This window comes from Bacteroides sp. 11BF, from assembly GCF_019633765.1.
Classification (GTDB): Bacteria; Bacteroidota; Bacteroidia; order Bacteroidales; family Bacteroidaceae; genus Bacteroides; species Bacteroides hominis.
In genome coordinates, this window is the sequence record NZ_JAFKPJ010000009.1 from 25,536 (window position 1) to 41,577 (window position 16,042).

Annotated in this window: 13 protein-coding genes; 5 read left to right on the forward strand and 8 right to left on the reverse strand. The window is 45.6% G+C overall.

The features are described 5' to 3' along the window. Positions 1-6: 6 nt before the first annotated feature. Genes JZY04_RS11025 through JZY04_RS11035 form a run of 3 tightly spaced genes read left to right on the forward strand, consistent with a single transcriptional unit; the run spans position 7 to position 5,453 of the window. Positions 7-1,626 (forward strand): RluA family pseudouridine synthase, encoded by a 1,620-nt coding sequence (locus tag JZY04_RS11025; RefSeq protein WP_122143601.1) that lies wholly within the window; start codon positions 7-9, stop codon positions 1,624-1,626. A gap of 10 nt (positions 1,627-1,636) precedes the next feature. Then, positions 1,637-2,536: a GNAT family N-acetyltransferase gene (locus tag JZY04_RS11030; RefSeq protein ID WP_122143602.1), complete on the forward strand. Its 900-nt coding sequence runs from the start codon at positions 1,637-1,639 to the stop codon at positions 2,534-2,536. Positions 2,537-2,594: 58 nt separating this feature from the next. Then, entirely contained in the window at positions 2,595-5,453 is a 2,859-nt protein-coding gene (locus JZY04_RS11035) for a hypothetical protein (protein WP_122143603.1), read from the forward strand. 13 nt (positions 5,454-5,466) lie between these two features. On the opposite strand, the gene JZY04_RS11040 is transcribed toward JZY04_RS11035, so the two are convergent. The 6 genes from JZY04_RS11040 to JZY04_RS21305 form a co-directional block, all read right to left on the reverse strand. After that, positions 5,467-5,886 carry a pyridoxamine 5'-phosphate oxidase family protein gene (locus JZY04_RS11040; RefSeq protein WP_122143604.1) on the reverse strand — a complete coding sequence of 140 codons (420 nt, stop codon included), beginning with the start codon at positions 5,884-5,886 and terminating at the stop codon, positions 5,467-5,469. A gap of 91 nt (positions 5,887-5,977) precedes the next feature. Further along, a complete protein-coding gene (locus JZY04_RS11045) occupies positions 5,978-6,853 on the reverse strand; it encodes an AraC family transcriptional regulator (protein WP_122143605.1) in 876 nt (291 codons plus the stop codon). A 101-nt stretch (positions 6,854-6,954) separates the two neighbouring features. Continuing rightward, positions 6,955-8,169, reverse strand: a complete 1,215-nt coding sequence (locus JZY04_RS11050) for a sodium ion-translocating decarboxylase subunit beta (RefSeq protein WP_005775879.1) — start codon at positions 8,167-8,169, stop codon at positions 6,955-6,957. 11 nt (positions 8,170-8,180) lie between these two features. Then, positions 8,181-8,621 (reverse strand): LapA family protein, encoded by a 441-nt coding sequence (locus tag JZY04_RS11055; protein ID WP_181996536.1) that lies wholly within the window; start codon positions 8,619-8,621, stop codon positions 8,181-8,183. Between the two features lie 145 nt (positions 8,622-8,766). Continuing rightward, positions 8,767-9,150, reverse strand: coding sequence for a hypothetical protein (locus tag JZY04_RS11060; RefSeq protein ID WP_005818739.1), 384 nt, complete (start codon positions 9,148-9,150; stop codon positions 8,767-8,769). A gap of 163 nt (positions 9,151-9,313) precedes the next feature. Then, entirely contained in the window at positions 9,314-9,448 is a 135-nt protein-coding gene (locus JZY04_RS21305; protein ID WP_005775876.1) for a hypothetical protein, read from the reverse strand. 219 nt (positions 9,449-9,667) lie between these two features. On the opposite strand from JZY04_RS21305, the gene JZY04_RS11065 reads away from it, so the two are divergent. Together JZY04_RS11065 and JZY04_RS11070 are read left to right on the forward strand one after the other, a co-directional pair. Next, complete coding sequence (locus JZY04_RS11065) at positions 9,668-11,263, forward strand: YfcC family protein (protein ID WP_122143606.1); 1,596 nt, start codon at positions 9,668-9,670, stop codon at positions 11,261-11,263. 106 nt (positions 11,264-11,369) lie between these two features. Next, a complete protein-coding gene (locus JZY04_RS11070) occupies positions 11,370-14,048 on the forward strand; it encodes a transglutaminase domain-containing protein (protein ID WP_122143607.1) in 2,679 nt (892 codons plus the stop codon). A gap of 289 nt (positions 14,049-14,337) precedes the next feature. Here the strand turns inward: JZY04_RS11070 and JZY04_RS11075 are convergent, their stop codons facing one another. Both JZY04_RS11075 and dinB read right to left on the reverse strand, forming a co-directional pair. Continuing rightward, on the reverse strand, positions 14,338-14,766 hold the full coding sequence (locus JZY04_RS11075; RefSeq protein WP_122143608.1) for a hypothetical protein: 429 nt from the start codon (positions 14,764-14,766) through the stop codon (positions 14,338-14,340). 112 nt (positions 14,767-14,878) lie between these two features. After that, entirely contained in the window at positions 14,879-15,973 is a 1,095-nt protein-coding gene (dinB, locus tag JZY04_RS11080) for a DNA polymerase IV (RefSeq protein WP_220577428.1), read from the reverse strand. Positions 15,974-16,042: the final 69 nt, after the last annotated feature.

Consider the following 16,042-nt stretch of genomic DNA (forward strand, 5'->3'; position numbering starts at 1 on the left):
AGTAGCATGTTTCATTCCTTCCAGACCTCCATTGCCGGCATCGAATTGCCCCGCTTGTTTACTTATCCCTTCCATTACACTCCTCATCCGTTATGTGTAATGGCAGCAGGAGAAGTACAGGCTTACATAAATAAGCAGACAAGATGGAAAGAAGAATTGGACAAAGGAAAAATGTTCGGCGTATTGATAGTCCGTACTTCTAACGGACAAACGGGATATTTGGCTGCTTTTTCGGGTAATTTGTGCGGAAGCAATTCACACTCTTTCTTTGTACCACCGATATACGATTTGCTGCAACCGGATGGTTTCTTCAAGATAGAAGAAGAACAGATCTCAGCTATTAACCGCCGAATCGGACAATTGCAAAACAGTGACCGGTATGTGAAACTCCAACAAAGGCTGGCGAAAGAAACAGCCTCATCACAACAGGTATTGACCGAAGCGAGAAAGACTCTGAAAACGGCAAAAGAAAAACGGGAACAGCGCCGGCAGCAGCAACCGGATGAAGATGAACAAGCTGCCATGATACGTGAAAGCCAATATCAGAAAGCAGAATTCAAACGTCTGGAAAGATATTGGAAAGAGCGAATTTCCGAAGTGAAAGCAGAACTGGAAAGTATTTCATCGCAGATTGAATCTCTCAAAGCAGAACGCAAAAACCGTTCGGCGGCATTGCAGCAAAAGCTATTCCATCAATTCAGCTTTTTGAATGCCAGGGGAGAAAGCAAGAACTTGTGTGCTATCTTCGAACAAACCATTCAGCAGATACCACCTGCCGGAGCAGGTGAATGTGCCGCGCCCAAGCTATTGCAATATGCTTACCTAAATGGATTGAAGCCCATTGCCATGGCCGAATTCTGGTGGGGAGAATCACCGAAAACAGAAATCAGGCGTCACGGTTATTACTATCCGTCCTGCAAAGGAAAATGCGGGCCCATTTTACGTCACATGTTACAAGGTCTGGATGTCGAACCGGATCCTTTGGCAACAGCCCCTGCCCCGCCAAAGGAAATAGAGATTCTTTTTGAAGACGAATGGCTTCTGGTTATCCATAAACCGGAAGGACTACTCTCCGTACCTGGAAAATCGGAAGAACTGTCCGCCTACAGTCTACTCAGAGCCCGCTATCCTGAAGCTACGGGACCGATGATCGTACATCGACTGGACATGGCAACTTCAGGATTGTTGTTGGTAGCCAAAACCAAAGAAGTACATCAGCACTTACAGGCGCAGTTTGAAAGCCACAGCATTAAAAAGCAGTATACAGCACTGCTGGAAGGTATCTTACCGACAGACGAAGGAACCATCGATCTTCCCATTTGTCCGGATCTTCTTGACAGACCCAGACAAAAAGCAGACAGAGAATCAGGTAAAAAGGCTGTCACCCGATACCGCGTAATAGATCGCAAAAACGGACGAACCCGTATCGCTTTCTTCCCGCAAACGGGACGTACACACCAGTTACGCGTTCACTCCGCCCATCCGTCAGGTCTGAATTGCCCCATCGCAGGCGATGAACTCTACGGTAAGAGAGCGGAGAGGCTTTATTTACATGCGGAACGTCTGGAATTTACCCATCCGATGTCCGGACAAAGAATATATATTGAAAAGAAAGCTGACTTTTAACAAATAACCAATGATAGAACAACCCAACATACACGAGTATGACGAGCTTCTTCAGGTTTGGGAGGAGGCAGTTCGCACTACCCACCACTTCCTGACCGAAACGGATATACAGTTTTATAAACCTTTGATCCGGAACGAATACTTTGCCGCAGTACAACTTTATGTCATCCGTGAAGATTCGGGAACCATCGCTGCCTTCATGGGACTGAGCACCGATTGTATCGAAATGCTGTTTGTCAGTCCTAAGGCCCAGGAACAAGGCTATGGCAGTGAACTGGTTGAATTCGCCATCCGTGAAAAACACATTTATAAAGTAGACGTAAATGAGCAAAACACGGCAGCATTAGGATTCTATCTACATCAAGGATTTGAAGTGACAGGCCGCGACGCGTTGGACGGAACGGGAAAGCCATTTCCAGTTTTACACTTGCAAATTCCTCCTGTCCGGCTGCGAAAAGCAAGGATCCAAGATATGGGTTTGTTGCAAACAGTGTTTACACAAAGCGTACAGAACACTTGTTCCGCTGATTATAATCACCTACAAATTCAAACATGGATCGGACGAGGAACTCAACAACGTTGGCAGGAATTATTTCAAAGTGACTTATGTTTTCTGTTAGCAGAAGATATCAGACAATCACAAGTAGCCGGATTCACCTCTATCAACCCTAAAGGGTATCTGCACAGCATGTTCGTCCATCCCCAATATCAGCATCGGGGTATCGCTTCCAGTCTGTTGAGAAAAGCTGAAGAGCATGCCCGCAATTGTCGCGCTGTATCGGTTCACTCGGAAGTAAGTATCACCGCCCGGTCTTTTTTTGAAAAACACGGATATATCACCGAAAAAGAACAAACGGTCGATGTGAACGGCATAGAAATGACTAATTTCTTGATGTATAAACGAATTTAACAGAACAGACTGAGATTTTTTTATAGCTTTGCGACAGATAACTATTTAAAATCAGCTCATGTTACAATCCAAATACCTGTTTCTTTCGCTTCTTTGCCTGCTGGCACCGCTCCGGCTTCATGCACAATTCATGGATTACGGGTCGGATCCCGCCCGGTTTAAATGGAACATAGCGAAACTGCCTCACTATGATCTGGTATACCCGCAAGGAAATGATTCAATGGCCTATCGATATGCTCTCTTTCTTGAAAATGTATATCCCCATATGTCCAAGACCATCGGAAAGCCGATCAAAGCCCGTTTCCCGGTCATTCTCCATCCGGCCAGCATGCAATCCAACGGAATGGTTTCCTGGGCACCGAGACGGATGGAACTGATTACAACTCCTTCTTCGGACCTAAGTACTCAAAGCTGGGATAAACATCTGGTATTGCACGAGTCGCGCCACGTATTCCAGACCGGAAAGGTGATGCATGGTATCTTCAAACCTCTTTATTATATAATAGGTGAACAGGCAGCCGGCGTCGCCTCCTTTTTTCTTCCGGTGTGGTTTCTCGAAGGAGATGCAGTAAGCACCGAAACTGCCATGTCAAACGGCGGACGGGGACGTCTTCCGGAATTCAACATGATCTATCGTGCCCAATTATTAGCAGGCGGAAAGCCTTATACTTTCGACAAGTGGTTAATGGGATCTTACAAAAATTATACAGGAACTTATTATGCATTGGGCTACGATATGGCTTCATATGCCCGCCAGCGTTATGGAGCTGATATCTGGGATAAAAGTACCAGCCGTTATGTCCGGAATTTATTATTTGAAGGCTCATTCAAGCATTACACAGGAAGCAGTTTCAAACGGCTTCAGCACGACACATTCGATTTCTTGCGGAAAGAATGGGAAAAACAGGATACCTGTACACTTGTGCCCGACTACCTTTCTTCTACCTCAAAAGCCTACACCTCTTATCGATATCCCCAATCGATCAATGACAGTGTAATTATTGCCGTCAAATCCGGACTGAAAGATATTAACTCTCTGGTAGCCATCAGCAACGGTAAAGAAAAGCATCTGAGTTATATCGGAAGTATCAATAGTCGTCTCAACTTCCGGAACAACCGGATTTACTGGAGTGAATTGGTTCCCGGGCTCCGTTGGACGCACGAGAACTATTCCGTTCTGAAATATTATGATTTGGATAAAAAGCAGATAAAAACAATCACCCCGCGCCAACGTTATCTGGCCCCGGCTATCGACAAGTCCGGTCAGACCATTGCGGTCTCCCGCCCCACTGTAGAAGGCAAAAACCAACTTGTATTGATAAATGCAGAAAAGGGAAAAGAGCTATCCTCTTTCGACGTACCTGACAACGCATTTATCAAAGAACTCACATTCGGAGAAGGCCTTGATATTTTCTCCATAGCCGTAGCCGATTCGGGAACCAGTCTGTTGGAATTCAATCCGCAGTCCGGAGAGTGGAAGGAGTTGATAAAAACCACCTCGGCCAACATCACCTCTCCTATTTGGAAAGACGGAAAACTCTTTTTTGAGTCGGGAGCCAACGGCACAAATAATATCTACTGTCTTCATCTCTCCGACAAACAGGTTTATCGGCTGACAGCCGCTCGTTTCGGTGCATTCGATCCTTCATTTTCCCAGTCAGGCAACCATCTGCTTTTTGCTGATTATCAAGCAGACGGATACCGGATTGCTGCGTTGCCGACTGACAGCTTACTATTTGAAAAGGCCGATTTAGCCCGTCCTGCTCCGATGCCATTCGTTAAAACATTGGCTGCTCAAGAACAGTTCAACCTTGACTCTACCCGTCTGGATAGCATCGATTTCACCCCCAAACGCTATCATAAAGGTACACATACTTTCAAGATACACAGCTGGGCACCTTTCTATTATGATGTGGCCGAAGCAATGAACAGCAGTGCAAGTGATTTAAGTACAATTGTCAAGCCGGGAGCAACCATTATGTCACAAAATACACTGAACACCGCCATCATGCAGGCCGGCTGGTATTATGACGAAGGCTACCATCACGGTAAACTGTCATTCACCTATCAGGGCTGGTTTCCTATAATAAATCTTGCTGCCGACTATGGTGATAAGGCTTTCAATATCGGCTGGACCAAAGATGACAAAGGTCAGGATATCACCAAAGGATATTATCCCGGGCGCAATCTACTAGAAGCGGAAGCGCGAGTTTACCTCCCTTTCAACCTGACACGTAACCAACGCATACGAGGCATACAGCCTGCTTTTACTTACTATTTCACAAACAATAAGTATCAGGAGTATCATAGTGGAAAGTATCGCAACTTCCAATACATTCTCCCGGAAATCCTATTTTATGATTACAGACGAAAAGCACAACGCGACATCCTTCCCCGAAACGGTTACCAGCTTCGGCTGCAATACTTGAAAACCCCGTTCAATAAGGAGAATTTCGGTAGTCTGTACGCTGCCCGGCTGACTACCTATTGGCCGGGTATCATCAGGAATCACGGATTGATGCTCCGCTTGGGTTACCAATATCAAGACCTTGACAATAAATCACTGTATCTCCCCAAACATCTGCTGGAAAAGCCTCGCGGATATCATTTCCAATATCAAACCCGCCAACAATGGGCCTTCAAAGCAGATTATGCTTTACCCCTGCTTTCGCCCGACCTGAGCATCAGTTCACTGATTTACATACGCAGGCTGCGTGCAAATCTTTTTTATGACTTGTCACGCAACCAAGCCAGTCGCAAAAGCAACTGGAGCACACAAAGCTCTTACGGAGGCGATCTTATTTTCGATTGGAATGTGCTACGTATGAGTTATCCGCTCACGACAGGCGTACGGCTGATCCAGCCGATCGACTATGGAAAATTCCAGGTAGAAGCACTGTTTTCAATCAGCTTCTAAGATTGAGAACAAGCTACTCTACCTCAAAATCTTCCGAACTGAAGTTTCCATAACGCCTGCCGGTGATAGCGGTAAACTTCAGTACACAATAGTCCGGATCTGTAACGCCAAGCGGATAGTAGAGCGTATCGCCTTCTCTCCATATCATTTCTTTGGTGGAATTATCTGTAAGCACTTCCATCTTACCTTTCAGCATAACTCCCCTAAAAAAGCGAGAGTCACAGAAGTAGACACAAGCATGCTGGTTCTTCAGGTATTGAGTGGTACGTATAGAAGAGGTATTGGTGGTAAAATAAAGAATCCGGATACCTTCACGCTTCCGGGGCTGTAACATTGCTTTAATATTGGGGAAGCCTTCTATATCAACAGATCCGATAAATGCGATCTTTTGCTTATCAATCAGATTCCCAATCGTTTTCTCTACATCTTTCATTGTTCTAAATTTTAATAGTTTTACACTGACACAAAGGTACAGAAAGAAAAAAGAGGGTATGTGACAGAAACAAAGGCAGAAATGACACTTTTTATGGTTTATGTCCCCTCCGGTAGCCCAAAGGAGTTTCTCCCGTATACCGGCGAAAACAACGGCTGAAATAAGAAACCGTTTCATAATTCAGTTCGAAAGCGATTTCGGCAACCGGCAAATCCGTGTAAGCAAGCATCCGCTTTGCTTCTTCCATCACTTTATTCTGAATATATTGCTTGGCGCTTATCTGCATAGCGATACTCACTATTTCATTCAGATAGTTAGGAGTAATACACAGTTTTCCGGCATAATACCGCACGGTACGATATTCACTGAACGTACGGTCGACCAAATGTACAAACTGAACAAGATACGGACTGCGTCCTTCCTTGTTTATCCCTGCATCCGATACGGTCTGCACGTAAAAACGGTTAAGCAGCATCAACGCTTCATAAAGTTGCGCTCTCAACACATGAACGTCATTCTGTCTGAACAGATCAATCTCCTCCTTAATAGATTGCAGAAGTTGCAACATGCGCAGAAAAGAGCGTTCCGGCAAATGTATTTTCAACGATTCCTTCACCGGATTAAAAAAGGAAAGATGCTGCACAAACAAAGAATCTTTAAAGAAAGAAGATAAAAACTCTTCTTCAAATATCAGAGCATATCCATTCACAATCGCATTTGTATCCCAGCTACGTATCTCTCCCGGCTTGGAGAAGAACACATCTCCCACACCGCCCCGGTAGGTATGATTATCAAGAATGAAACTTCCTTCCCCTTCGGTGATAAAGGTAATGTCATAATAAGTCAGGGTATGAACAGAACTTTTAACGACATATTTCTTTATATCTTTCAGTTCTACTATATCCACCAGCAACTCACTGCCGTACTTATTCTTTAAAAAGGTATATCGAGGGATAAGTTTTTTCATAACCTTGTCTTTCAAACTATCTGAGAGCGACAAATATACAAACTGTAAATGGATAAGCTCTGTCAGTCACTCATGAAATCATTCTGTCAGCTACAACATTATTATAAATAAGGTATAATCGTTATGTAAATACCCGTAATGATAGCCGAAGTGATTACTCCTGAAATGTTTGCACCCAGTGCATCCCCCAGGATGAAAGAGTTCGGATTATCTTTACTTACCAACTTCTGGGCAACCTTTGCCGTAGTAGGCACACAACTCACGGCAGCAATACCGATCACCGGATTATAGTTTCCTTTCTTAATGAAATACATGATGTAACCACCCATGATTCCCCCGATACCCGACAATAACAAAGCAAGCATACCCAACACTAAAAGTTTCAGAATCTTAGGATCGAGCAACAAATGGGCGTCACAGAGCACACCCAATAGTAATCCCAGCATAAAGGTAGAACCATAAAGCAACGGACCACTTACAAAATCATAGATATGCTTCATGCCGGACTCGCGTACAGCTACCCCCAAGAAGAGAGAGAAGAATAGTGGAGAAGCAACCGGAAACAAGAAACACAGCACAGCGCACAAAATAGCAGAAAAGGCAAGTTTCACTTTCGCGTCATAATTTTTAGGAGCTTTCTTCTCCACCATCTTGATAGCACGCAGACGTTTAGGAATCAACAGCTTTACCAAATAAGGATATCCCCCGTATGTTAATCCCAAATACAGATAAGCCACCACCGTAATAGGCACAAACAAGTGTTTGGCCAAGGCAAGCGAAGTAAACAGCACCATCGGTCCATCGGCTCCGCCGACCATTGCAACAGAAGCGCTTTCCTTTAAAGACAACCCCAGACCCGAAGCGATAGGCACTGTAAGGAAAGTCCCCAACTCAGCACAAAGGGCCAGGAAAATACTGGCAAACGGTTTCTGCAACAAGAATCCGACATCAAGCAACGTACCGATTCCCATAAACACAAAGCAGGCTATCAGTCCGTTACTAAACGTCAATGTATATACCGGTTGCAGAAAGTCAATCTGCATCGTATTCATCAACGCGTCCGTATCCGATAACATAGGGTCCAGAAAAAGGTTCCCCAATGCTCCGTCGGGCATAATCAGTGTTCCGCAATTAATGGCTACCATCCCCAGTCCCATCGGAATCATAACCATCGGCTCAAGTACACCCTTCCAGCCCAGATAGATGAGCAGAAATCCCAAAGCTATTAAAAACATACGGGCACTGGCCAGAAACCATCCGCTGGCCATCATTGTTCCAAATCCCTGAAACAGGGTTCCAAAGTCTATACTTTCCATACTATCAAGATTTATTTGTTTTTATTGATTGAAGATGCTTTCTTATTGTTCTTTTTGTCATGCTGTAACATTTGTTCTTCTTTGCGAAGAAACATGGATCTTGTATCTTCCGGATAAAAATAATCCATCAGTCCGCGTTCCGGCTCACCGGGACTGACACCGTGATAGAACCCGCGATTGTCTCCGGGATGTTTGGTGATGCCCCTGCTGAAGTCTTCACGCCCGTCACTCCCGTACTCCTCGTCGCTAAGGGCACTTTCGGTTATCAAGATAGCTACTTTCTGATGAAGTTTCCGAATACGTTTCAACCGGGCAAGCTCTTCCTGGTGTGAACTGTAGAAAGCCAATGAATCAGCCGCAGAAGCAATCAGCTTTATTACTCCGGCAACGAAAAAGCCAATGACGAAGGTAAGCCCCATCATGGCAAAAGTGGATAACAATAAACTAAACATAACATGGTATGATTTTAGATTGAAAAAATAAAATGCAACGAATGACGACTACCGGAGAGAGACAAGACACACTTCCCCGGCATTTATCGGAACAGATAAATGGGATTACCCAATCACTTCAATACGGAAGTGTGAAACCGAAAAGCTAAATCAGGATATGCCCTAACGAGTATACATAATACCCGCTGGAATATTTAATGAAGTTATGATTGAAATCCGGATAAGCATCTCCCTTCTCCGACTGGCGGATATGAAAGGTATTAAGCAAGCGGATGGCAGTCTGTAATTTAAGTTTTAATACTTTGGATGAACCGAGTTCCCGTGAAAAAGAACCGTGGGGAAGGATGGCATCACTCACTTTCGAGTCAGCCGTCTGGTCGTTGAATAAAGAGTGGTCTCCGGCACATTGCGATATAAAGGTTGCAGTAACTCCCGCAGGAAGTTCCGCGTTCTCTTCTGCAGGGGCTGTGCAACCGGCTCCATACATTAAGAAGATACCTATCAATATGCAGAATACGTACTTTATCATAGTGACCGCAAACGTAGTAATAAATTTGAGATAAAACAGGATTCGTTGTTTAATTAACGAATATTTTATAATGATTGTTCCCGGTACAGACAGATAAATGACAAAAAAAGCGGAGAATCATCCGATTCCCCGCTTCTTATTCATATAATATAGGTGTGTTTAATTACATGGTAACCTGCTTTGCAAGCAGTTTTTGAAGTTTGCCATTCAACAGCTGGCACATTGTTCCATTTCCCATTGCTTGGTAACGTTTGATACGGTACTGCAACATCATAATTTCATTTGCATTCTTTTTCATAATTTTGGTCCTCTTTTTTTGCTCCCCACGTTTTGAAGAGCGGTTTTACATCTTGTTTTCTTTATTAACACTGCAAAGATACGAAATGTTTTCGAAAACATGTTCTAAAACATAAGAAAAGTGTGTTATTAGTTGATTTTTCTTTTTATATGGGCAGATTTGGCAAGTGCATATTACAAATATATTGCATAACTTTGCGCTTTATCAAGAAAAACGACTATGCTAAAACGGATACCACACACATACACCATCATTTCTTCTGTCATCTTGCTCTGTGCAGTGCTTTCCTGGATCATTCCCGCAGGTGAATATGTGCGCGAGACCATTGACGTCAACGGCACTTCCCGCACAGTCATTATAGACCACTCTTTCCACCGGGTAGAACAGACGCCACAGACCTGGCAAGTGTTCAGCGCTCTTCTTGAAGGCTTCGAACGGCAAGCGGGAATCATCGCCTTCTTATTGATCATGGGAGGTGCCTTTCAGATAATGAACAGCAGCCGTGCCATCGATACCGGCATCTTTTCATTCCTGAACTTTACAAAGGGGCTTGAAAAGCACAGACTGATTAAATCATTGGGGGTAAACAATGTGGTGATTTCCTTAGTCATTATTCTCTTCAGCCTCTTCGGCTCCGTATTTGGCATGAGTGAAGAAACCCTGGCCTTTGTCATTATCATCGTCCCGTTGGCCATTTCAATGGGATATGATTCCATCACGGGGCTTTGCATGGTATATGTCGCTGCCCACATAGGTTTTTCGGGTGCCGTACTGAACCCGTTTACCATTGGCATTGCACAAGGCTTGTCCGACTTACCGCTATTTTCCGGATTTGAATATCGCATGCTTTGCTGGCTGATACTGACCACGGTCCTGATAGTCTGTGTACTCAGATATGCCGCCGTCATTAAAAAGCATCCGGAGAAATCGCCCATGTATCATGCCGATGCTTATTGGCGGAAACGGGAAGAAGAAAGCAACGGAGAGATATCCCGTGTCACGACTCGTCCGGCATGGATCGTCTACATACTGTTACTCATATCCTTGTGCCTGTTTTCCATCATTTACCCAACCAGTACTTTCGCAATAGGCGAAGCGTCTGTCACCTGCTATGCAGTGCCCGTCCTGTCTGTTTTGTTTGCCGCCTTCGGCTGGCTGGGTTTACGTAAATCCAATCAGTTCTTCATACTGACCCTGCTTGCGTTCACCATTCTTTTCCTGATTACCGGTGTCATGGGACATGGCTGGTATCTGCCGGAGATCTCCGCCATCTTCCTCGCAATGGGTATTCTCTCGGGATTTGCCAACAGTGAAAAAACAGATAACATCATCAGGCAATTCATGGACGGAGCCAAAGATATGCTATCAGCTGCCATCGTGGTAGGTCTGGCAGGAGGGATCATCCAAATACTGCAAGACGGACATATCATCGACCCGATCTTACATTCTCTGGCTTCACTGATGGGAGAAACCGGAAAAATAGTATCTTTGGGGGTGATGTACCTGATACAGACACTGATCAACCTGATTATCCCGTCCGGATCGGCCAAAGCTGCATTAACCATGCCTATCATGGCACCTTTTTCCGATGTCATCGGGCTTTCGCGGCAAGCTACAGTAATGGCTTATCAGTTTGGTGACGGATTTACCAACATGATCACACCTACTTCCGCCGTATTGATGGGAGCCTTGGGCATTGCCCGCATCCCCTACGAGATATGGGTAAAATGGTTCTGGAAGGTACTTCTTTTATTCATCATTCTGGGAATGGTATTGCTGATCCCCACAGTACTCTTCCCAATGAACGGATTTTAGGAAATAAAAAAAGAAATCATAATCAAATATATAAACCAACAGCATTCACTCCTCCCCTCTCTCCGGGAGAGAAAAAGGAGCGAAGCCTTATTTAACAACAAATTGTATGAAAACCCTGACCCGCTTTCTAATCATCCCGATGTTGTCGGTTGCGTTTTTTTCATGCAGTGAGTCCCACTTCCTGAAAGATGAGACTTACCGTAGCCAAGTGACGCAAGATTTTGAAAAGAAGAAGCAACAGCTCCCTAACGGAGATCTGTTCGCAGTGTTTAATGAAAAACTCACCACTCCTGAACAGGAGGCTTTGATGTTCCTCTATGCCTATATGCCCACAGGTGACGTGACGGATTATACAGGTGACTACTATCTGGAGAATGTCAGACTCTCCGATCAGGCGCGTCGCGAAATGCCTTGGGGAAAAGAGATCCCCGATGACGTATTCCGCCATTTCGTACTCCCTATCCGGGTAAACAACGAAAATCTGGACGACTCGCGCCGGGTATTTTACAATGAACTGAAAGATCGTGTGAAAAACCTGTCACTGCACGACGCTGTGCTTGAAGTGAACCACTGGTGCCACGAAAAGGTAGTCTACACCCCAAGCGATGCCCGTACCAGTTCCCCACTCGCTTCGGTAAAGACCGCCTATGGCCGTTGTGGTGAAGAATCGACCTTCACTGTAGCCGCTCTCCGCTCGGTAGGCATTCCGGCACGGCAGGTTTATACTCCGCGTTGGGCGCATACCGACGATAACCATGCCTGGGTAGAAGCCTGGGTAGATGGTAAATGGTATTTCTTCGGCGCCTGCGAACCGGAACCGGTACTGAACCTGGGCTGGTTTAATGCTCCTGCCAGCCGTGGCATGCTGATGCATACCAAAGTATTCGGACGCTATGCCGGACAAGAGGAAATCATGTACGAAACTCCGAACTATACGGAAATCAATGTAATCGACAACTATGCTCCGACAGCCAAAGGCTCGGTATTGGTGACAGATGCCGAAGGGCAGCCGGTATCCGATGCCACTGTAGAGTTCAAGGTGTATAATTATGCTGAATTCTACACCGTAGCCACTAAACATACGGATAAGGCAGGACGCGCATCGCTGACTGCCGGCAAGGGCGATATGCTGGTATGGGCCTCTAAAGACGGACGGTTCGGTTATTCCAAATTGTCATTCGGCAAAGATAACGAACTGAAGATCGCACTGGACAAAAACGCCGGTGAAACCTATTCACTCCCACTGGATATTGTTCCTCCGGCCGAAGGTGCCAACCTGCCCGAAGTGACTCCGGAGCAACGTACTGAAAACGATCGCCGCATGGCACAGGAAGATTCCATCCGCAATGCTTACGTAGCCACTTTCATTACCGAAGAGCAAGCCCGGACTTTTACCAAAGAGAACAAGCTGGATGAAACCGAAACAGTACGCCTACTGATAGCTTCCAGAGGTAACCATCAGACTCTGACAGATTTCCTTTCTGCTGTCGTAAAAGCCGATAAAGCCAGTCAGGCCATCAGCTTGCTGAAAGTAATCTCAGCCAAGGACCTGAGAGACGTTAGTCCGGAAGTACTGAACGATCATCTGAACAACTCCGGTCTGCCCGGTTCCGAGGACTTCTACAGCAACGTACTGAACCCTCGTGTGGCCAACGAAATGATCACTCCCTACAAAGCATTCTTCCAGAAAGAGATCCCGGCAACTGAAGCGGAAGCTTTCCGAAAGAATCCACAGGCTTTGGTAGAATGGTGCAGAAAAGAGATCACTATCAACAATGAACTGAACTCACAACGTATTCCGATGTCTCCAATGGGAGTATGGAAAGCCCGGGTAGCAGACGAAAAGTCCCGTAACATTTTCTTTGTATCCATGGCACGTAGTCTGGGTATCCCCGCCTGGATAGACGAAGTGACCGGAAAAATTCAATACCGGAGTTTCAATGACAACGATCTAAAGAACGGTAAAGTCTACGACGTGGATTTTGAAGCAGCACAGCAGACACAGGCACCGACCGGAACGCTCGTAGCCCGCTACCAGCCTATCCCTTCGTTGAGCGATCCGAAATACTATTCACACTTCACTCTCTCGAAATTCCGCAACGGGACTTTCCAATTGCTGAACTACGATGAAGGGGACGTAGATATGGGCGGCGGAGCTACCTGGTCGAACTTGCTGAAAAATGGCGCCCGCATGGATACCGGATACTATATGATGGTAACCGGAACCCGTATGGCAAGTGGAGCAGTGTTGGCCAACATCACTTTCTTCACCATCGAAGAGGGAAAGACAACAACTGTCGATCTGGTGATGCGCGAAAGTAAGGATCAGGTGCAGGTGATCGGTAATTTCAACTCCGAATCCACCTACCTGCCGATAGGAACCACCGAACCGCAAAGCATTCTTCAGACTTGCGGACGGGGATATTTTGTAGTTGCCGTGTTGGGAGCCGGACAAGAACCGACAAACCATGCTCTCCGGGATATTGCGGCCCTAAGCAGCGAATTCGAAAAATGGGGCCGCAAAATGGTACTGCTTTTCCCTAATGAAGAACAATATAAGAAGTTCCGCCCAACAGAATTCCCTGGACTGCCCTCGACCATTATCTATGGTATCGATGTAAACGGAGCCATCCAGAAACAAATTGCCGAATCAATGAAATTGCCTAACAGCACCATCTTGCCGATGTTTATTATCGGTGATACGTTCAACCGGGTAGTTTTTGTTTCACAAGGCTATACCATCGGACTGGGCGAACAACTGATGAAAGTGATACACGGATTGTAGCAAACAGATTCCGGCAGCTTTAAGGGCTTTTCCGGAGAAACCGGCAATTCCCCCGGATGCAACCGGGAAAAGCACTGGAAGCCGGTTGCTCCGAAAACGAATGAAGTAAGCACTTGCCGGAAATAGAGACTCTGCAGAAGCTGAACAGAGGCTCTATCCGTACCAAACAAAGGCTCTGTTCATAGCAAACAGAGCCTCTATACAGAAGGGGAGAAGTTTCGGCTTCTCCCCTTTCTTATATATCATAAAACGAGGACAGACATTCAGGCGGCTGTCCCGAGCCACCATACTATCCCCAAAATATAAATGTACCCTTTATGGGCATATCCCCCGGAGAGTAACTTGTTATTCCTATTTTCCCTTCATAAAAGGAACTCTCAACCACGACCGTTACCTTCTCCGTGTTATTTAATAACAGTGATACATCTTCTTTCCCATCAGCAGACAATTCTATATCAGGAACTATTTCCTGTCCGCCATATTCCAGAACTCCATCCGGAAGATAGCGGAAACCTGCAATATCCATCAAATATATTCCATAATAAATATATACTTTAGCATTATAATCCGGATGTATTCCGGATCCGTCGTTATATTTCACAATGAAGTTCGCGGTTCGTTCGTCGGTCGGAGGTATATCCTCCCTGTCTTCATCGTGGCAACTACAGAACAACGCAAATAGTAGCAACAAGAGAATTGGACATCTGCTCAGGTTCATGATCTTTTATAATTTATTAGTTCTCAATGCCGTATCACTCCCAAAGATAAGAAAAATAATACTAAACAGATACAATCACCCGACTATTTCATCCCCGCATCCCGATCTTTAACTATTTTCCCCAGTCACTGAACTCAAAACTCAATTGTTCCCACACTCCCCGATGCTCATCTGTCTCCTCTCTCGGATTCGACACCGAAAGCCCTATCAACCGAATGGGATGTTGCTCATACTCCACCTCTTTCAGCAACTGTTTGGCAAGAGGCAGAATTCTTTCAAGGCTCGTCAGTTCCTGAGCCTGCGTCATGCTCCGTGTGATCTGGCTAAAGTCATGAAATTTGATTTTCAGCATCAGCGTCTTTCCCCGGAAGTCCTTCCGTTGCAACCGTTCCACAAGTTCCGTAGCTACGTGATAAAGTTCTATAATCACAGCCGATTTCACATGAATATCTTTCTCCAACGTATGTTCGCAACCGATTGATTTACGTATCCATACCGCTTCTACGGGACGGAGATCGATTCCTCGTGCAAAATCATAATAGAGCAGTCCTACTTTACCAAACTGCCGTACCAACATTTCTGACGAACAGCCACGTAGCTGAAGGCCATTGTGAATACCCAGCAAATGCATCTTCCGGGCAGTCACCGGTCCTACTCCCCAAAATGACTCGATGGGCAGACGGGCAATGAAATCGAGCGCCTGATCGGGATGGATGGTACAGAGTCCGTCGGGCTTGCGAAAATCCGAAGCAATCTTTGCCAGGAATTTATTATAAGATACACCCGCCGATGCTACCAGGTTCAACTCTTCACGGATGCGCTGCTTGATAGCCCTGGCTATATCTACCGCCAGTAAAATTCCCTGTTTATTCTCTGTCACATCCAGGAATGCCTCGTCCAACGAAAGGGGTTCAATCAAATCGGTGTATTCATGAAAGATCTCGTGTACCCGGCGGGAAACCGATTTATATACGTCCATCCGTCCGGGAACGAAAATCAGTTGCGGACATAAGCGCTTTGCCTTCTGTGACGACATAGCCGAACGCACTCCGTACCGACGCGCTTCATAGCTTGCCGCCGCCACTACTCCCCGCTCCTCGGCATGCCCGACAGCAAGCGGTTTACCACGCAATTCCGGATGGTCTCTCTGCTCCACGGAAGCATAGAAAGCATCCATATCAATATGTATAATCTTACGTTCGCCCATTTCTGCAATAATTCTACATCGCAGTTCACATTTTGAGAAGCAAAGATAAGAGTTATTCTTTCAATCCCA